This window comes from Caulobacter sp. GW456-12-1-14-TSB4, assembly GCF_059424195.1.
The window spans coordinates 69083-86730 of sequence record NZ_JBWKZF010000006.1; the positions used below are offsets into that span (position 1 = coordinate 69083).

17 protein-coding genes are annotated in these 17648 nt (G+C 69.1%); 9 read left to right on the forward strand and 8 right to left on the reverse strand.

Features of this window, described 5'->3' with window-relative positions; all coding sequences use genetic code 11:
• The first annotated feature begins 22 nt into the window (after positions 1-22).
• Genes AC07YH_RS07580 through AC07YH_RS07590 form a run of 3 tightly spaced genes read left to right on the forward strand, consistent with a single transcriptional unit; the run spans position 23 to position 3041 of the window.
• Entirely contained in the window at positions 23-1087 is a 1065-nt protein-coding gene (locus AC07YH_RS07580) for an LLM class flavin-dependent oxidoreductase (RefSeq protein ID WP_494746555.1), read from the forward strand.
• Complete coding sequence (locus AC07YH_RS07585) at positions 1084-1707, forward strand: cysteine hydrolase family protein (protein ID WP_494746386.1); 624 nt, start codon at positions 1084-1086, stop codon at positions 1705-1707. Before AC07YH_RS07580 ends, AC07YH_RS07585 begins: the two co-directional genes overlap by 4 nt.
• Positions 1707-3041, forward strand: a complete 1335-nt coding sequence (locus AC07YH_RS07590; RefSeq protein WP_494746387.1) for a zinc-binding metallopeptidase family protein — start codon at positions 1707-1709, stop codon at positions 3039-3041. The genes AC07YH_RS07585 and AC07YH_RS07590 overlap by 1 nt, the downstream gene beginning before the upstream one ends.
• On the opposite strand, the gene AC07YH_RS07595 is transcribed toward AC07YH_RS07590, so the two are convergent.
• Positions 3014-4363, reverse strand: coding sequence for a DsbA family protein (locus AC07YH_RS07595; RefSeq protein ID WP_494746388.1), 1350 nt, complete (start codon positions 4361-4363; stop codon positions 3014-3016). The genes AC07YH_RS07590 and AC07YH_RS07595 overlap by 28 nt on opposite strands.
• Before the next feature lie 91 nt (positions 4364-4454).
• Here AC07YH_RS07595 and AC07YH_RS07600 point away from each other — a divergent pair, with 91 nt between their 5' ends.
• Both AC07YH_RS07600 and AC07YH_RS07605 read left to right on the forward strand, forming a co-directional pair.
• Positions 4455-6107 (forward strand): sulfatase-like hydrolase/transferase, encoded by a 1653-nt coding sequence (locus tag AC07YH_RS07600; RefSeq protein WP_494746389.1) that lies wholly within the window; start codon positions 4455-4457, stop codon positions 6105-6107.
• Positions 6095-7105 carry a formylglycine-generating enzyme family protein gene (locus AC07YH_RS07605; protein ID WP_494746390.1) on the forward strand — a complete coding sequence of 337 codons (1011 nt, stop codon included), beginning with the start codon at positions 6095-6097 and terminating at the stop codon, positions 7103-7105. The genes AC07YH_RS07600 and AC07YH_RS07605 overlap by 13 nt, the downstream gene beginning before the upstream one ends.
• Here AC07YH_RS07605 and AC07YH_RS07610 read toward each other — a convergent pair.
• Complete coding sequence (locus AC07YH_RS07610; RefSeq protein ID WP_494746391.1) at positions 7102-8004, reverse strand: haloalkane dehalogenase; 903 nt, start codon at positions 8002-8004, stop codon at positions 7102-7104. The genes AC07YH_RS07605 and AC07YH_RS07610 overlap by 4 nt on opposite strands.
• 91 nt (positions 8005-8095) lie before the next feature.
• Here AC07YH_RS07610 and AC07YH_RS07615 point away from each other — a divergent pair, with 91 nt between their 5' ends.
• From AC07YH_RS07615 to egtB, 3 genes are all read left to right on the forward strand, one after another.
• Entirely contained in the window at positions 8096-9193 is a 1098-nt protein-coding gene (locus tag AC07YH_RS07615; RefSeq protein WP_494746392.1) for an MBL fold metallo-hydrolase, read from the forward strand.
• 59 nt (positions 9194-9252) lie between these two features.
• Positions 9253-9882, forward strand: coding sequence for a TetR/AcrR family transcriptional regulator (locus AC07YH_RS07620; protein ID WP_494746393.1), 630 nt, complete (start codon positions 9253-9255; stop codon positions 9880-9882).
• 313 nt (positions 9883-10195) lie between these two features.
• On the forward strand, positions 10196-12361 hold the full coding sequence (gene egtB / locus AC07YH_RS07625) for an ergothioneine biosynthesis protein EgtB (RefSeq protein ID WP_494746394.1): 2166 nt from the start codon (positions 10196-10198) through the stop codon (positions 12359-12361).
• 136 nt (positions 12362-12497) lie between these two features.
• Here the strand turns inward: egtB and AC07YH_RS07630 are convergent, their stop codons facing one another.
• Together AC07YH_RS07630 and AC07YH_RS07635 are read right to left on the reverse strand one after the other, a co-directional pair.
• Complete coding sequence (locus tag AC07YH_RS07630; RefSeq protein WP_354070737.1) at positions 12498-12704, reverse strand: con-10 family general stress protein; 207 nt, start codon at positions 12702-12704, stop codon at positions 12498-12500.
• Between the two features lie 41 nt (positions 12705-12745).
• On the reverse strand, positions 12746-12877 hold the full coding sequence (locus tag AC07YH_RS07635; RefSeq protein ID WP_494746395.1) for a hypothetical protein: 132 nt from the start codon (positions 12875-12877) through the stop codon (positions 12746-12748).
• Positions 12878-12995: 118 nt separating this feature from the next.
• Between AC07YH_RS07635 and AC07YH_RS07640 the strand changes: the two genes are divergently transcribed.
• Positions 12996-13664, forward strand: a complete 669-nt coding sequence (locus tag AC07YH_RS07640) for a DUF1345 domain-containing protein (RefSeq protein ID WP_494746396.1) — start codon at positions 12996-12998, stop codon at positions 13662-13664.
• On the opposite strand, the gene AC07YH_RS07645 is transcribed toward AC07YH_RS07640, so the two are convergent.
• The 4 genes from AC07YH_RS07645 to AC07YH_RS07660 form a co-directional block, all read right to left on the reverse strand.
• Positions 13661-14464, reverse strand: coding sequence for an EF-hand domain-containing protein (locus AC07YH_RS07645; protein WP_494746397.1), 804 nt, complete (start codon positions 14462-14464; stop codon positions 13661-13663). The two genes, AC07YH_RS07640 and AC07YH_RS07645, sit on opposite strands and share 4 nt — an antisense overlap.
• Before the next feature lie 119 nt (positions 14465-14583).
• Positions 14584-16005, reverse strand: coding sequence for an ATP-binding protein (locus AC07YH_RS07650; RefSeq protein ID WP_494746398.1), 1422 nt, complete (start codon positions 16003-16005; stop codon positions 14584-14586).
• Entirely contained in the window at positions 16002-16766 is a 765-nt protein-coding gene (locus AC07YH_RS07655) for a response regulator (protein WP_494746399.1), read from the reverse strand. Before AC07YH_RS07655 ends, AC07YH_RS07650 begins: the two co-directional genes overlap by 4 nt.
• 167 nt (positions 16767-16933) lie before the next feature.
• The gene (locus tag AC07YH_RS07660; protein ID WP_494746400.1) at positions 16934-17644 is read right to left on the reverse strand and encodes an MBL fold metallo-hydrolase; all 711 of its coding nucleotides are present in this window, start codon (positions 17642-17644) and stop codon (positions 16934-16936) included.
• Positions 17645-17648: the final 4 nt, after the last annotated feature.

The window sequence follows — 17648 nt, forward strand, 5'->3', positions numbered from 1 at the left end:
GAAGCGCGTGATGATCCGCGCCATGTTCGATCGCCCCGCCCAGCACAAGGATTTCGGCGTCTTCCTGCCGGTGGCCAACGGCGGCTGGATCGTGTCCAAGGCCACGCCGGTGCTCGACGGCCTCTATGCCCAGAACCGCGCCGCCGCGGTGGTCGCCGACCAGGCGGGGCTGGATTTCGTGATGTCGATGGGCAAGTTCCGCGGCTTCGGCGGCGAGACCGACCACTGGGGGACCTCGCTCGAGTCGGTGACCCTGATGGCCGCCATCGCCGAGGCTACGACGAACGTCCGCATCTGGGCGACGGTCCACCCGCTGCTGCAAAACCCGGCGGTGGCCGCCAAGATGATCGCCACCCTGGACCATATCAGCGGCGGCCGAGCCGGGCTGAATATCGTCGCCGGGGCCTTCAAGGCCGAGTTCGACCAGATGAGCGCCTGGGACGATTCGCTGTCCCACGATGACCGCTACGCTCTGGCCGAGGAGTGGACGACCATCGTCAAGCGCCTGTGGGCCGAGGACAGCGTCGACTTCGCCGGCGCGTACTTCACGATGAAGGACTGTCAGTCCAAGCCCAAGCCCCTGGCCAAGCCGCGTCCCGAGCTGATCTGCGCGGGGATGTCGGATCGCGGCTTCCAGTTCTCGGTGCGCCACGCCGACGCCTGCTTCATCGGCGGCCGCTCGCGCGCCGAGCATCGCGAGGCCTCGCGCCGGGCCAAACGGATGGCGGCCGAGCTGGGCAAGAGCGTCCGCACCTACGCCATGTGCACGATCATCCATGCGGAGACCGACGCGGCGGCGCAGGCCCTGGCCACGCGCTATGCCGAGGGCGCGGACATGGGGGCGATCCTGTCGATGCTGTCCAGCTGGGGCGTGCCGGCCGACAGGCTGCAAGGCGCGGCCGAGAAGCAGGGCGCGTTCATGACCGAGACCATGATCGGTTCGCCCGCCACCTGTCGCGAGCAGGTGGAAAGCTTCATGACCGAGTGCGAGCTTGACGGTCTGATGCTGATCTTCCCCGACTATGTGGAGGGCCTGGCCATGTTCGGCTCCGAAATCCTGCCGCAGTTGCGTTCGGCGTTCGCATGAACCTCGAGCATTGGATCGCGCCCGACCGCACGGCGCTGGTGATCATCGACATGCAGGTCGACTTCGCCTTGCCCGAAGGGCTGACCGGTCAGTGGGGGCTGGACCTCTCGACCGTGCCGGCGGCCCTGGCGGCGGCGCAGCGCCTGGCCGAGGCCGCGCGGGCGGCGGATGTCCCGGTGGTGTTCGTGGGACTGTTCACGACGCCGGAAACCGACTCCGACGTCTGGGACGAGCGGATGCGCCGGCGCGGCGCCGATCCCGAGGCCAGCCCGGCGCTCTGCCGCGCCGGCGCGCCGGGCAGCGCCTTCGTGGGGCCTCAACCCCAGTCGGACGAGCTTATCTTCCGCAAGACCCGCTACAGCCCGTTCTGGGATACCGACATCGACGTCCAGTTGAAGGCCCTGGAGGTCGACACCCTGGTGATCGCCGGCCTGACCACCGAGTGCTGCGTCGCCGACACGGCCAAGGACGCCTTCAACCACGACTTCCACGTCTTCATCGCCGCCGACGCCTGCGCGGCCTATGAGCCCGACCTGCACGCGACGGCGCTGAAGATGCTGGACCTCAACACCGCGATCCTGACCGACACGGCCAGCGTCGTCGGCGTCTGGAGCGCCTAGTGGTCACGCAAGCTGATCGCGAGGCCATCGCCGCCGCCATCGACGAGAGCGAGCTGACCGAACTGGCCCTGACCCTGGGCAACATCCCCAGCCGCTCGGGCCAGGAGCGCGAAGCCGGCCAGTTCGTCCATGACTGGATGGCCCGCGAGGGCTTCTCGCCGCGCAAGGTCGGGGCGACCGAGGACCGGTTCAACGTCATCGGGACCTCTGGCGGGCTGGGGACCGGCAAGAACCTGCTGTTCACCGCTCATCTCGACACCGAAAGCCCGACCCGCGATCCCGACCTCGACGTCCACAAGTACAGCCCCGCCACCCTGGCCGATCCGGAGTGGGAGCGCTGCTGGCTGGAGGACGGCGAGCTGCGCGGCTATCCGATCGCCAATGATCGCGGGCCGATGAGCTGCTTCCTGATCGCCGCCAAGGCGCTGAAGACCGCCGGCTATGGCCTGGCCGGCAAGATGTACCTGACCGCCTGTCCTGGCGAGATCGGACCCGAGCCGATCGAGGAGCATCGCGGGCTTGCGTATCTCGGCAAGGATATCGGCGCCCACTACCTGTTCCACCATGGTGGTGTCGCGCCCGACTACGCCATCGCCGCCGAGGGCTGCGACTTCGGCTGGACCAGCGTCGGCTGCGGCTATGCGGTGTTCCGGCTAAGGCTTTGGGGCGAGGGGACTTTCACGCCCATGCTGCGTCATCCCGAGGCGGCCAGCGACCATCCGAACCCGATCTACCGCGTCGGCAAGTTGACCGACGCGATCCACGCCTGGACCCGGGAGTGGGAGGCCAAGAGCCGCTACGAGAGCGCCGGCGGGATCGCCGAGCCCAAGGTGCAGCTGTGCGCCATCCGGGGCGGCGTGCCGTTCCAGTTCGGCGACGGGACCGAGGTGGTCAGCCTCTATCTGGAGGTCGGCCTCAACCCACGCCAGAAGGCCGCCGACGTGCAGCATGCCCTGGAGGCCATGGTCCGCGCGGCCGGTGTCGGGCGGGTCGAGGTCGAGCCGGTCGTGGTGCGGCACGGCTTTGAAGCCGACGCGGCCGAGGTCGCGCCGCTGGTCGGGGCGGTGGACCGCGCCACGCGCCTGGGCCTGGGCCAACCCGTCGCCCGCGCCAATCCGGTCTATTCCAGCATGTGGCGCGACCACAACGTCTTCAACATGCACCGCGTGCCGGCCATCACCACGGGCCCGAAGCGTTGGCGGCCGACGCCGAAGGACCTGGCCGACAGCGCCCTGATCTACGCCCTGACGGCGCTGGAGATCTGCGGCCGGGCTGAGCTGACCGAAGCCGCCAAGGGTTCGTCGGTCTATCCGGACAATCCGTTCGGCGCATAGACGAAATTGGGGGTCTTCGGCGGGGCCATGGCAGCGCGGATATCGTCTTCCAGCATCCAGAGGCGGTCCTGGCCCCAGTGCGCCTCATGGCCCAACACCCGGAAGCTGGGCGCTCCCCACAGGCCGGCGTCCAGCAGGGCGGAGCGATTGCGCTCCACGCGGTCGCGCCAGCTGTCGTCGGCCAGGGCGGTGGCGGTCTGGGCGTCGTTGAGGCCGGCGCGGCGGGCGGCGGCGTAGAGGCCGTCATCCTCGGCCAGGGCCAGGCCGTCGGCGAAGGCGGCCTTCAGGCCCGACTCGGCGAACGCTTCCCCAAGGCCCAGGTCGATCGCGTGGTGCAGCACCGCCAGCGCTCGCTCGGCCCCGGCGCCGACGGGATCGACGATCTTGCCGAACGGCAGGCCAAGGCGCTCGGCCTCGCGCTTGCAGTCGAGCGCGATGTAGAGGGTCTTCACGCGCGGTACGGCCAGGCCTCGCATGACCATCGGCAGGATCGGCCGCAGCTTCAGCTTCGCGCCATGGGCCTCCGCCAGTTGACGGATACGCGGCAGGACCAACCAGGAGTAGGGGCTGCGGAACGAGAACCAGGCCTCGATCGTCGGGCCAGGGCCGGCCGATGCGGCCAGGCTCGGCTCCAGGGACGGAGCCAGTGGCGGTGTCCCGGGTTCGCGGTCAAGGCCCCGGGCGGCGAGACGGGCTTCCAGATGACCCAGGCGATCGACGCTCCAGAACCACTCGCCCTCGAAGTGGAACATGCCGCCCAGATAGTGGCCCAATCGGGCGCGGCGCTGCTGGCCGGCGCTCAGCAATAGGGCGCACTGGTCCGGCTCCTGGCCGCTGGCCCAGGCGGCCATGCCGGCCAGGGTCTTGGTGTCGCCCGACCATAGGGCCGCGCCGGCCGCCGAGGCTACGTCCTCGAACAGGCCGCGTTCCAACGCGTCGGCCAGCACGGCCTGCAAGCGCCGCACGTCCTCGTCCGAGGGCAGTTTGGCATAGGCGGGAAAGCCCAGGCCCCGGGCGCGGGCCAGGCGGGCGGCGTCGCGCAGGCCATAGGCGCGCAGGCGCTCGCGGTCGGGGGCGGCCGAGTCCTCAGGCGGCGGAACGAGACAGGGCTCGACCTCCACGCCATAGCGGGCCCGCAAGCGGGGCAGCATCTGCACGGCCAGATGCGAATAGGGATCGTCGGCCTGGTGGAAATAGCGGACGGTCGGGCGTTCGCCGCGCAGGCGGGCGGAGACGGCGGCCATGTCCCGGGCTATCCGGCGGCGAGCCGGACTGGTCAGGGCGGTGGTGACGCTTCGCATGATCTGGGTGCGCAGGGACATGGGGGTTGTCTCCGAACTGTCGGGGACATGACATCTAGCGGCACGATGAATGTCAATATATGCTCCGCGCAACGATAAGAAGGAGGCGCGCGTGAAGGCCTGGAAACCGCTCGTGGGGATCGTCGTGGTGCTGGTCGCGGCCGGCGCGGCGGCATGGCATTTCCGCTTCGACCTGATCATCGCCATCGCCAAATCCCGGCAACCGAAGATCGAGGCCAACCACGCGGTGACCTGGGCCCAGGGGCCCGTTGCGACTCCGGCGGGCCAGCGGCCGCCGAACGTGGTGTTCATCCTGGCCGACGACCTCGGCTACAACGACATCACCCTGAACGGCGGCGGCGTCGCGGGTGGGACGGTGCCGACCCCGGCCATCGACTCCATCGCCCACCAGGGCGTCACCTTCGCCAACGGCTATGCCGGCAACGCCACCTGCGCCCCGTCGCGCGCGGCGATCATGACGGGCCGCTACGCCACCCGCTTCGGCTTCGAGTTCACGCCCACGCCGGTCGCGTTCTCACGCGTGGTCGGCGGCCATCAGGGCGATCCCATGCACCCCTCGCACTTCAACAAGGACGAGGTGAAGAACACGCCCAAGGATGACAGCACCGAGGCGGTGCCCTCCACCGAGATCACCATCGCCGAGGCCCTGAAGACGCGCGGCTACCACACCGTCCACCTGGGCAAGTGGCACCTGGGCGGGGTCAAGGGCTCGCGGCCCGAGGATCAGGGCTTCGACGAGAGCCTGGGCTTCATGGCCGGCGCCTCGCTGTTCGCGCCGGTCGGCGATCCGTCGGTCGAGGAGTCCCGCCAGGACTGGGATCCGATCGACAAGTTCCTGTGGGGCGCTCTGCCTTATGCCGTGCAGTACAACGGCAGCAAGATGTTCCACCCGTCCAGCTACATGACCGACTACCTGACGGACGAGGCCATCAAGTCGATCGACGCCAACAGGAACCGGCCGTTCTTCCTGTACCTGGCCTACAACGCTGTCCACACGCCGCTGCAGGCGCCCAAGGCCGACTATGATGCGCTGAGCCAGATCAAGGATCACCGCCTGCGGGTCTATGCGGCCATGGTCCGCAACCTGGACCGCAACATCGGCCGGGTGCTGCAGGCGCTGAAGGACAAGGGCCTGGACGACAACACCCTGGTGATCTTCACCTCCGACAACGGCGGCGCGAACTATATCGGCCTGCCCGACATCAACCGGCCGTATCGCGGTTGGAAAGCGACCTTCTTCGAGGGCGGCATCCACGTGCCGTTCCTGCTGCGCTGGCCCGGCCAGCTGCCGGCGGGGGCGGTCTATCGCAGCCCGGTGGGCCACGTGGACATCTTCGCCACCGCCGCCGGCGCGGCCGGCGCGACCTCGCCCAAGGACCGGGTCATCGATGGCGTCGATCTCGTGCCGTTCGTGAAGGGCAAGGCCGCCGGCGACCCGCACAAGGCCATGTACTGGCGCTCGGGCCGCTACAAGACGGTGATGGCCGGCGGCTGGAAGCTGCAGGTCGCCCAGGAGCCGAACAAGGTCTGGCTGTTCGACCTCAATACCGACCCGACCGAGCGCCACGATCTGTCCAAGACGCGGCCGGACAAGCTTCGCGAGTTGCAGGCGACGCTGGCGCAGCTGGACGGCCAGATGGCCAAGCCCGCCTGGCCCTCGCTGATCTCCGGGGCCTTCTATATCGACCATCCGGGCGGCCAGAAGGCCAAGGCCAGCGACGAGTACGTCTATTGGGACAATTGAGGGCGCTTCCGGTCCTGATGCTTCTGGCGTTGGCGGCTTGCAAGCCGGCGCCGAAGGCTTGTCTGACGGGTTTGCCCATAGCCGATCCCGTTCACCGCACGGCCGGCATGATCAAGATCGCCGGCGGCGACTTCGCCATGGGCGCGGCGGCGATGCGGGCGGAGGAGGGACCTCCTCAGGTCGTCAAGGTCGCGCCGTTCTGGATCGACCGCACGGAAGTCACCAACGCCGCCTTCGCGCGGTTCGTCGAGGCCACGGGATACCGCACCCTGGCCGAGCGACCGCTCGACCCCGCGCGCTACGCCCAGTTGTCGGCGGCGCAGCGGCGTCCGGCCTCGCTTGTCTTCGTGGGGGCGAAGGCGGCGAGGTCGGACGATCCCTCGCAATGGTGGCGGGTGATCCCCGGCGCGGACTGGCGTCACCCGGAGGGGCCGCGTTCCAGCATCAAGGGTCGCGAGGCCTGGCCGGTGGTCCACATCGCCTGGGAAGACGCCATGGCCTACGCCCAGTGGCTGGGCCGCGATCTGCCGACCGAGGCCGAGTGGGAATACGCCGCGCGGGGCGGTCTGGTGGGCAAGCGCTACGCCTGGGGCGACCAGCCTCAGGACCCCCAGCATCCGCGGGCCAACACCTGGCAGGGCGTGTTCCCGGCCCAGGATCTGGGGACCGACGGCTACAAGGCGCAGCCCGCGCCGGTCGGCTGCTATCCGCCCAACGGCTACGGCCTCGTGGACATGGCCGGCAATGTCTGGGAGTGGACCAAGGACTGGTTCAAGCCGGGCCTGGAGCCGGCCAACGTCATCGAGACCGGCGGGCCGCCGCAGGTCCGCGCCCTCGACCCCGACGAGCCAAACACGCCCAAGCACGTGATCAAGGGCGGCTCGTTCCTGTGCGCCGACGACTTCTGCTTCCGCTATCGCCCGGCCGCCCGCACGCCCGGACCACCCGATGGCGGGGCCTTGCACATCGGGTTCCGGACGGTCTATCGCGAGCGTTAGGCCAGCTTGGCGACCAGGTCGTCCAGCAACGCCGCGATCTCCGACGGGCTGTCCTCCTGGATGAAATGGCCGCCCTTCAGCGTGGTGTGGGCCACGGTCTTGGCCCCGGGGACGCGCGACTGGAACACCGCCTCGCCGCCGCGGGTGATCGGGTCGGCGTCGCTGAAGGCGGTGACGAACGGCTTGTCGAAGGTCTCCAGCACCGTCCAGGCGGCCTTGTTCTCGGCCACCGAGGCGTGCTCGAGCGTGATCGGCACCAGGGCCGGGAATATCCGTGCGCCGGCCTTGTAGGTCTCGTCGGGATAGGGCGCATCATAGGCCGCGCGCTCGGCGTCGGAGAGATCGCGCGCCGTGCCGCCATTGAGGATGAAGCCGATCGGCAGCTCCGGCGCGTTCTGGCTGAAGTTCAGCCAGGCCTCGAAGCCGGCGCTCTTGCCCGAACCGACCGGCAGACCGGTGTTGGAGACCACCACGGCCGCGAACCGCTCGGGGAAGGCCGCCACCAGGCGCAGGCCGATCAGGCCGCCCCAGTCCTGGCAGAACAGGACGATGTCGGTCAGCTCGTTGCGGACCAGCCAGTCGCTCATCCAGGCCACGTGCCGCTCATAGGTGTAGTCGTCGCGCGCGGCCGGCTTGTCGGAACGGCCAAAGCCGATGAGGTCGGGCGCGATCGCCCGCCGGCCGCGCGCGGAGAGGTCGGCGATCACCTTGCGGTACAGATAGGCCCACGACGGCTCGCCGTGCATCAGCAGGATCGGCCGCTGGTCTTGGGGGCCCTCATCGACATGGTGGATGCGCAGCTGGGTTCCGTCGGCGTCCACGATGGGGGTGTAGCGCGGGGCGAAGGGCCAGTCGGCCAAGCCCTCGAACCGTTCGTCCGGCGTCCGCAACACGTCCATCGTGATCTCCCGTCGCCAGTGGTCCGGCGGATTTATATTGACATTATGAGTGTCATTATGAAGCCTTCGGGTCAAGTTCTGGGAGGGACGCATGCGCAAGGTTTGGATCGGGCTGGGCGCCGTGGCGTGCGTGGCCATCGTCGCCCTGGGTCTGGCGTGGCTGTTCCGTGCTCACATCGCCGAGGCGGGGATGCGTCGGGTCTATCAGGAGGCCCTGGCGACCGATCCCCTGGCCGAGTTGCCGGACGGGCTGCACGTTGGCCTCTGCGGCTCCGGCGCGCCGATGCCCGACCCCAACCGGGCGGGACCCTGCGTGGCGGTGGTGGCGGGCAAGGACCTGTTCGTCGTCGATTCCGGCTCGGGCTCTACCCGCAATCTGCTGCTGATGAACCTGCCGCCGCCCCGGCTGACCGCGGCCTTCGTCACCCACTACCACTCCGACCACATCGCCGACCTGGGCGAGCTGATGCTGCAGCGCTGGGGTGGCGGGGCCACGCACGCGCCGCTGCCGCTCTATGGGCCGCCAGGCCTGGCCGAGGTCGTGAAGGGCTTCACCGACGCCTACACCCTGGATCGCGGCTACCGGATCGCCCACCACGGCGAGGCGGTCATGCCGCCCTCGGGCTTCGGCGGCGTCGCGCACGAATTCACGGCCGATCCGAACGGGCCCGACCTGCTGGTGCTGGAGAAGCCCGGCCTGAAGGTCTGGGCCTTCCCGGTCAAACACGACCCGGTCCATCCGGCCGTGGCCTATCGCTTCGAGTACAAGGGCCGCACCGCCGTGATCAGCGGCGACACCGGGCCGTCCGATCGGCTGGTCAAGGCGTCCAAGGGCGTCGACCTGCTGGTCCACGAGGGCTTGTCGCCGAACCTGGTGGCCATCCAGCAGGAGGTTGCGGAGAAGGCGGGGCGCAGCAACTACGCCCACATCTTCCACGATATCCTCAGCTACCACACCGCGCCGGAGACGGTGGCCGGCGAGGCCAAGACGGCGGGGGTCAAGGCGGTGCTGTTCTATCACATCATCCCGCCGCTGCCGGTCCGCGCCCTGGAGGGGCCGTTCCTGGGCCGCTCGCGCGAGATCTTCGGTGGGCCGATGAAGGTGGGCCGCGACGGGGACTTCGCCACGTTGCCCGCGGGTTCGTCCGAGATCAAATGGTCCAACCGGCTCGACCTCCTGAAGCTTTGAGGTGGTGGTCGGCGCGCCACGGGTCTAATCAAGGGTCCTGGGTGGGAGGGCCGAGGGCCGTGAGTTCCGTCGTGCGTAATCTTCGTTCGGGAGCGGACGCCAATCCTGAGGCGGCGATCGACGGCCGTCGCAAGCGCTCGCAGGACAGTCGCGCCCGCATCGTCCAGGCCATGCTGGATCTGGTGCGCGAAGGCGACGTCTCGCCCGCCGCCGAACTGGTCGCCGCCCGCGCTGATGTCGGCCTGCGCACGGTCTTCCGCCACTTCAACGACCTGGACAGCCTGTATCGCGAGATGTCGGCGGTGATCGAGACCGAGCTGATGGCCCTGGTCCATACGCCGTTCAAGGGCGAGACCTGGCGCGATCGGGTGCTGGAACTGGTCGAGCGCCGGGGCTGGGCCTACGAGAAGATCGGACCGTTCAAGCGCGCCTCGGAGGTCCACCGCTTCCAGTCGCCCGCCCTGGCCGTCGAGAACGCCAAGATGGTGCAGATTTCGCGCGAGATCCTGCGTCTGCAGCTGCCGCCGGAGTTGGCCAAGGACCGCATGCGCTTCGAGGCCATGGACATGCTGCTCAGCTTCGACGCCTGGCACCGCCTGCGCCGCGACCAGGACCTGTCGCCCAAGCGCGCCACGGAGGTGCTGCAAGGCGTGCTGAGCGGCCTGCTGGACGCGCCGCTGAAGGACTAGAGGCAAAGGGAAGGGGAGTTGCGCCGGTCGGAGCTGCTCAATTCCCCGACCGGCAGGCGCACCAACCGTAAGGGGCTAGTTGGCGTCCTCCGTTTGGTAGACGTTCCCGCGAGCGATCTCCCTCTAGCCCACAGTCAAAAAATTTGTCCGGTTGAGGCAGCTGCGTTCAAGCTTGCGGACGGGCTGCTGCCATAGCGTGGCAGCATGCGAGGTCCCATGTGGTTGTCACGACGGGGTGGAACACCGAAGTTCTCGGAACGTTGACGACGACTGGGGCCTTGGCCCAGCGCCGCTTTAGCTCGCAGGAGCCACCATGATCCCGGACGAACAGCCCGCGATGGATTTCGCCGACGCCTCGGCGGACGTTCTGACCAACCTCTATCGCCAGGTCCGGCGTCGCACCGAGATGCTGGCCGCGCCGCTGTCGCCCGAGGACCAGTCCGCCCAGTCGATGCCCGACGCCAGCCCGGCCAAGTGGCACCGGGGGCATACGACCTGGTTCTTCGAGACCTTCCTGCTGACGCCGTATCTGCCCGGCTACGCGGTGCATGACGAGCGCTTCGGCTATCTTTTCAACTCGTACTACGAAGCTGTCGGTCCCCGGCAGCCCCGCCCGCAGCGCGGTCTGCTGACCCGGCCCTCGGCCCAGGAAGTTGGCGCCTATCGCGCTCATGTCGATGCGGCCATGACGCGCCTGCTGGCCGGCCCGCTGACGCCGGAGATCCGCGAGCGGCTGGAGCTGGGCCTGAACCACGAGGAGCAGCATCAGGAGCTGATCCTCATGGACATCCTGCACCTCTTCGCCCAGTCGCCGCTGAGCCCGGCCTATCAGGCCGGCCCCGTGACGCCGCGCCCGGACGCGGGTCCGCAGCGCTTCCACCGCTTCGCGGGCGGCCTGGTCGAGATCGGGGCCTGCGAAAGCGGCTTCGCCTTCGACAACGAGCGGCCGCGCCACAAGACCTATGTCGCGCCGTTCCGTCTGTCCGACCGCCTGGTGACCAACGGCGAGTGGCTGGCCTTCATCGAGGCCGGCGGCTATGGCCGCGCCGACCTGTGGCTCTCCGAAGGCTGGGCCAAGGTCAATGAGGAGGGCTGGGACGCCCCGGGCTACTGGCGACGCGACGAGACCGGCGCCTGGACCACCATGACCCTGCGCGGCCGCCATCCGGTCGATCCGAACGCGCCGGTCGTCCATGTCAGCTACTACGAGGCGGCCGCCTACGCCGCCTGGGCCGGCCGTCGTCTGCCGACCGAGGCCGAATGGGAAGCCGCCGCCACCGCGACCGGAGTCTCGTCGGCCCTGCGCCAGCTGTGCGGCGCGGCCTGGCAGTGGACCGCCAGCGCCTACAGCGCCTATCCGGGCTTCAAGCCGGGGCCGGGCGCATTGGGCGAGTACAATGGCAAGTTCATGGTCAGCCAGATGGTGCTGCGCGGCGGCTGCGAGGCCACGCCCCCCGGCCATGCGCGCTCGACCTATCGCAACTTCTTCACGCCCGGCAGCCGCTGGATGTTCGGCGGCGTGCGCTTGGCCGACGATGATCGCCTGTCGGCGGTGACGCCCGGCAACCGGTTCCTGGACGAGGTGGTGTCGGGCCTTTCGGCCACGCCCAAGACCCTGTCGGCCAAGTACTTCTACGACGCCGAGGGCTCGCGCCTGTTCGAGGCGATCTGCGAGCTGCCGGAATACTACCTGACCCGCACCGAGACGGCGCTGCTACGCCAGATCGCACCGGAGATCGCCGCCCGCATTCCTGACAACGCCGTGCTGGTCGAGTTCGGCAGCGGGGCCAGCACCAAGACCCGCATCGTGCTGGACGCCGCCCCGCAGATCGCCGTCTACGCGCCGATCGACATCAGCCCCTCGGCCCTGGACGAGGCCGCCGCCAGCCTGCGTCAGGACTATCCGAACCTGGCGGTCGCGCCGCTGGTCGAGGACTTCACCCAGGCCATCAACCTGCCCGACGGCGCCAAGGGCCATACGCCCGTCGGCTTCTTCCCCGGCTCGACGATCGGCAACTTCGCGCCCGATGAGGCCGAGGCCGTGCTGCGCCAGGCCAGAGTCCTGCTAGGCGAGGATTCGCTGTTCATCGTCGGGGCCGACGTCGCCAAGGACCCTGCGGTGCTGATCCCGGCCTATGACGACGCTCAAGGCGTGACGGCGGCGTTCAACCGCAACGTCCTCGTCCACATCAACCGTGAACTGGGCGGCAACTTCGATCCGGCCGCCTTCGCCCATAAGGCGGTGTGGAACGCCGAGGACAGCCGCATCGAGATGCATCTGGAAAGCACGCGCGACCAGATCGTCATGGTCGGCGACTACGGCTTCCGGTTCGCTGCCGGTGAAACCATCCACACCGAGAACTCGCACAAGTACCGGCCCGAGGCGTTCGAAGAGATCGCTCGCCGCGCCGGCTGGACCGTCGCTCAGCGCTGGGTCAGCGAGGACCCGACCTTCGCGGTCTACGCGCTCACCGCCTGACGGGGGGCGCGTTAACGCCCACGCACGACAAAATCCGGTTCCGAGAATTCGGGACCGGCCTGCTCTTAGACGCACGAAAACGCGCCGGTTCCGAGAATTCGGGACCGGCGCGTCAAGTTCGTGGGTCGATCAACTTCTACAGTACGCGTTCGCCGGGGCGACCGCCGCGTGAAGAAGATCCGCCTTTGCGGCCGGCGTTGGCCGCGAGATCCCGATCCTTGGCGAAGCTGCGCTTTTCACTGGGCACGCTAGCTCCGCCCTTCCTGGCGATCTCCCGGCGGCGTTCCGGATCCATGGCGGCGAAACCGCGACGACCGCGGGGACGTTCGCTATCGGTGTCCATGTGGGGCTCCTAAGTCTGGTCACAGGCGGCACGAGCAAGGGTCAGGCGTCATAGGGACGGTCGTCCCCTGGATCGACCGGCGGCGAGGTGGGGGGCTCCTCGACGGGGACGACACCGGGCTCGTACTCGGGCGATTTGGGCTCGGGCGGAGGCGGGGTGTCTGGGTCGGTCACTGGCGTCGTTTCCTGCGCGTTCCGGTGAAGTAACCAGCGAACGGGCTTTCGGTTCACCGTGAGTTCGCACTAATTACACCGCACAGGGACTTGTCCCCGTTTGAGGAGTCGCCGGAGAATGGCTCGCAAGACCAAACACATGGTCGATCGCGCCGCGTCGCACTGGCGTCTAGCCGCCGCGCAAGGCGCTGGAATCGCTGTGTGGCTGACGGCGAAATATTTGGGCGCGCCCCATGCGGCGCACCTTCTGCTGGGCTGGGACGCCGCGGCGCTGGTCTATCTGCTGACCACGTGGGCGCTGTTTCTGAAGGCCGACGAGGCCGAGGTCCGCTCGCGCGCCGCTCAGGAGGACGAGGGGGTTCCGGTCCTGCTGCTGATCGTGCTGGCCGCCATCGCCGCCAGCCTGTGGGCGGTGGTCGACGCCATGATCGCCGCCAAGCACTCCGGAGGTGACGCCAAGGCTTTCGTCACCGTCTGCGCGGGCGCGACTTTGGTGCTGTCATGGCTGGTGCTGCAGTCGGCCTTCGTGCTGCACTACGCCCACCGCAATTTCGGCGACGGCAAGAGCAAGCCGGGCATCGGGTTCCCGGGCGAGCCGCCGACCAGCTACATGGACTTCGCCTATCTGGCCTTCAGCGTCGGCGCGACCTTCCAGGTCTCGGACAACAGCATCCTGACCTCGAAGCTGCGCAAGCTGGTGACCGCCCACGCGGCCGCCGCCTATTTCTACAACACCGCCATCCTGGCGCTGGGCATCAACATCATCGCCAGCCTGGTCGGCGGCTAGCCGCGCGGCATGCCGCCGCCGCCGCCCCGACGACCGCCGCCGCCACGCCCACGGCCGCCCATCTGACCGCCCTTGCCGCCGCCCTTGCCCGCGCCGGGGCGGAGACCGCCCTGGACCGGGGTCTTGGGCAGCTCGGCCAGCTTCAGCAGGCCGTCCTTGTCGGTGTCGAGGAGGGCAAAGCGCGTCTTGGCCGCCTTGATGGCCTCGTCCTTGGTGATGCGGCGATCGAAATTGCCGTCGGCGGCCATGACCGGTTCCGGCTCGGCGATCAGGCCAAACAGCGAGGCGCCCTGCAGGACGTTGGTCGTCTCCTTGCGCCGGCCCACGGCCATCTGGTCCTCGCGATCGTCGGGGCCGTCCTGACCGCCGCCCAGGCCGCGCGGACCGCGCCGCATCGATCCAGGGGCCGCGCCGCCGATGATCTCGGGGGCGATGTGCTGTTCGTAGGCGGCGACCTCGAAGCCGTCGATGACCCCGTTGTGGTCGGCGTCCACCACGCCGAAGAAGCGCACGGAGTCGGCCACGAACTCGTCGCGGCTCAGGGCGCCGTCATGATTGGCGTCGGCCCCGGCGAACCAGTCGGCGATCGGGTAGGGCGCGCCGGGCGGAGCGCGGAAAGGCTCGCCGGCCGGGCTGATGAACAGCTGCGGCAGGTTGGACATCGGCGGCGCACCGCCTTCGCCGGGCGGGCCGCCCCGTCCGCCGGGACCGCGATGACCTTCGGGACGCTCCGGCGGCGCGCTGGCGCAGGCGGCCAGGGTGGCGGCGAGGACGGCGGTCAGGCCAAGCGAGCGAAGCATCATTCGGGAAATCTCCATCCAGCCAAGCTTTGAAGCCGAGCCGGATGTCCCGGCGATGTCAGGCCCGGCGTCCCGGCTTGCGGCGCCGCAACAAATCCGTCCGTTTCCGCCGTAATTGCTTAGGCCGGCAACCGCACGCAGGCCCGCAGCCCGCCACCGGGACGGTTGGCCAGGGTGACGTCGCCGCCATGGGCGCGGGCCAGGGAGCGGACGACCGCCAGGCCCAGGCCGTTGCCGCCCGTCTCGCGGTTGCGCGAGGGTTCGCCGCGATAGAAGGGCTCGAACACCCGCTCCAGCTCGCCGGAGGGGATGCCAGGACCGTCGTCGTCGACCTCGATGATCGCCATGTGGTCCTCGGCATAGACTCGGCCCCGGGCCCGCACGCCGTATTTGAGCGCGTTCTCCACCAGGTTGGCGACCAGGCGCTTGAGGGCCACGGGATCGCCTTCGATCACGGTCTTCTCGGTCCGCTCGACCGTGGCGTCGCCGCCCGTCTCGGCGGCCTCGTCGATGACGCTCTCCACCAGGGAGGAGAGCTCAAGCTTGGTGCGTTCGGCCGGGCGCTGGGTGTCGCGCACGAAGCCCAGGGTGGCGGCGATCATCGCCTCCATCTGGTCGATGTCCGCCGCCAGCTTGGGCCGGATGTCGTCGGGCACGGCCTCGATGCGGAACTTCAGACGGGTCAGGGGCGTGCGCAGGTCGTGGGCGATGGCCCCGACCATGGCGGTGCGGTCCTCGACGTAACGGCGCAGGCGTTCCTGCATCATGTTGAAGGCGGCGGCGGCGGCGACCACCTCGCCAGAGCCGCTGATGCTGAGCGGCGGGGTGCGGGGGTCCTTGCCCAGGCGTTCGGCGGCGTCGGCGAAGGCGGTGATCGGCTGGGCCAGGCGGCGGGCGAACAGCCAGGCCAGCGGCGTCACGGCGATCACCGACAGGATCAGGATCAGCAGCACCCGTTGCTGCCAGCTGTCGAAGCGGAAGGTCGGCTTGGGCTCGACCACCAGCCAGCGGCCGTCGCTCTGGCGCACGCCCAGCTTGAAGTCGCCGAAGATCAGCGGTTCGTCGCCGCCCTTGCCGCGCGCGCCGGGCGGACCGCCCGGGCCTCCGGGGCCGCCGCCTTCGCGGGCGAACGGTTCGCGGGTCCCTGGACCGCGCGGCGGGCCATCGGGCTTGGGCGGCGTCACCGGCGTGCGGCGCACGAAGAAGCGCGGACCGTTGTCGATCTGCAGCTCGATGCGGTTCACCGGCACGTCGACGGCGCGGCTGATATCCAACTTGAAGTCGACGCGCCGCGGCGTGTCCTGGCCCATGGCGTGCAGGGTGACGCGTTGCTTGACCACCAGCAGGCGGCCGTCGCGCGGCTGCACGGGCTGGCCGGTCTTCAGGGCGCGCGCGATCTCGCTGGAGCGATAGAACTCGGGCGGCGGCGGCGGCAGGGTGAAGATGACCGCGATGGCGATCAACTGGGCCGCCACCAGGGTGACGATCACCAGCCCCAGGGCCTGGACGAACAGCGGCGCGCCGCGCCGGAACAGGGTCATGGGGTGCGCACGACCTTGGCGGTGAACATGTAGCCTTCGCTGCGGATCGTGCGGATCAGCTCGCTGCCGCCGCCGTCGTCCAGCTTGCGGCGCAGACGGCTGATCTGGACGTCTATGGCGCGGTCATAGGCGTCGCTGTCGCGGCCGCGAGCCAAGTCCAGCAGCTGGTCGCGGGTCAGGACCCGCTGAGGCCGTTCGACGAAGGCGCGCAGCAGCGAGAATTCGCCGCTGGAAAGGTTGACCACCACCGACTGCGGCGAGCGCAGTTCGCGGCGGACGAGATCCAGGCGCCAGCCGGCGAACTCGCAGGCCGCGCCCATGGCGTCATCGACCGTGCGCGGCTCCTGGCGGCGGCGCAGCACGGCGCGGACGCGAGCCAGCAGCTCACGCGGATTGCAGGGCTTGGGCAGGTAGTCGTCGGCGCCCAGTTCCAGGCCAACGATGCGGTCGGTGTCCTCGCCCATGGCCGAGAGCATGATGATCGCCGGTCCGTCATTGGCCGACGACAGGCGGCGACAGATGGCCAGGCCGTCCTCGCCGGGCAGCATGATGTCCAGCACGATCAGGTCGATCGGACCGCGCGCCAGCACCTGTTCCATGGTGCGGGCGTCCTGGGCCGTCTCGACGGCGTAGCCGTGGCGGCTGAGGAAATCCGAGACGACGTCGCGGATGCCCGGATCGTCATCGACGATCAGGATGCGTGGAGCGGCCCCTCTCTGGGTGTCGGCGTCGCTCTGGACAGTGCTTTGGAGGTTTTCCATGTGATTTTCCTGTCACGTCCCCGTCACGCTCAGATTTCACGCCTGCAACAGCGACGCAACCCGGTCATGCGATCCAACGTCGCACCAGCGGCGCGTCATCCCCCACCCGACGCACCGACGGCAAGAGATCCGGCCCGTACTTCCCCCCTTGAACGGGCCGGATCTCCTCAGCCTGGCGAATGGTTCTTCGGAGCCTGATAGGCCTCGCCCTGCGACTGCATAGCCGCCACCACCCGGTCGGCGACGAACGGATTGTTGCGGCGCTCGGCCCCGAAGGTCGACATCGGCCCATGGCCCGGCACGAAGCGGACGTCCTCGCCCAGCGGCCACAGTTTCTGGGTGATCGAGTCGATCAGGTCCTGGTGGTTGCCGCGCGGGAAGTCCGTCCGCCCGATCGAGCCCTGGAACAGCACGTCGCCGACCTGGGCGAACTTGGTCTCGCGGTGGAAGAACACCACGTGGCCGGGCGTATGGCCGGGACAGTGGAAGACCTCGAACTCGGTCTCGCCCAGGGTGACGGTGTCGCCGTCGGTCAGCCAGCGGTCGGTCACGAAGATCCGCGCCTCGGGCATGCCGTACATCTCGCCGGACTGCTGGATCTGGTCGATCCAGAACTGGTCGTCCTGGTGCGGGCCCTCGATCGGCACGCCGGTGCGGACCTTCAGCTCGGCGGCGCCACCGGCGTGGTCCATGTGGCCGTGGGTGATCCAGATCTTCTCAAGCGTCAGGCCCTTGTCGGCCAGGGCCTTGAGCAGACGGTCGATCTCGCCGCCCGGATCGATGACGGCGGCCTTCATGGTCTTGGTGCACCAGACGATCGTGCAGTTCTGCTGCAGCGGCGTGACCGGCGCGATCACGGCGGCGATGGGCATCGACATGGAG

What these genes read in the sequence shown, in the direction of transcription:
- AC07YH_RS07580 (WP_494746555.1), top strand. Translation starts at nt 23, where the DNA reads ATGTTCGATCGCCCCGCCCAGCACAAGGATTTCGGCGTCTTCCTGCCG.
- AC07YH_RS07585 (WP_494746386.1), top strand. Translation starts at nt 1,084, where the DNA reads ATGAACCTCGAGCATTGGATCGCGCCCGACCGCACGGCGCTGGTGATC.
- AC07YH_RS07595 (WP_494746388.1), bottom strand. Translation starts at nt 4,363, where the DNA reads ATGTCCCTGCGCACCCAGATCATGCGAAGCGTCACCACCGCCCTGACC.
- AC07YH_RS07610 (WP_494746391.1), bottom strand. Translation starts at nt 8,004, where the DNA reads ATGGACGTGTTGCGGACGCCGGACGAACGGTTCGAGGGCTTGGCCGAC.
- AC07YH_RS07615 (WP_494746392.1), top strand. Translation starts at nt 8,096, where the DNA reads ATGCGCAAGGTTTGGATCGGGCTGGGCGCCGTGGCGTGCGTGGCCATC.
- egtB (WP_494746394.1), top strand. Translation starts at nt 10,196, where the DNA reads ATGATCCCGGACGAACAGCCCGCGATGGATTTCGCCGACGCCTCGGCG.
- AC07YH_RS07630 (WP_354070737.1), bottom strand. Translation starts at nt 12,704, where the DNA reads ATGGACACCGATAGCGAACGTCCCCGCGGTCGTCGCGGTTTCGCCGCC.
- AC07YH_RS07640 (WP_494746396.1), top strand. Translation starts at nt 12,996, where the DNA reads ATGGCTCGCAAGACCAAACACATGGTCGATCGCGCCGCGTCGCACTGG.
- AC07YH_RS07645 (WP_494746397.1), bottom strand. Translation starts at nt 14,464, where the DNA reads ATGCTTCGCTCGCTTGGCCTGACCGCCGTCCTCGCCGCCACCCTGGCC.
- AC07YH_RS07650 (WP_494746398.1), bottom strand. Translation starts at nt 16,005, where the DNA reads ATGACCCTGTTCCGGCGCGGCGCGCCGCTGTTCGTCCAGGCCCTGGGG.
- AC07YH_RS07655 (WP_494746399.1), bottom strand. Translation starts at nt 16,766, where the DNA reads ATGGAAAACCTCCAAAGCACTGTCCAGAGCGACGCCGACACCCAGAGA.
- AC07YH_RS07660 (WP_494746400.1), bottom strand. Translation starts at nt 17,644, where the DNA reads ATGTCGATGCCCATCGCCGCCGTGATCGCGCCGGTCACGCCGCTGCAG.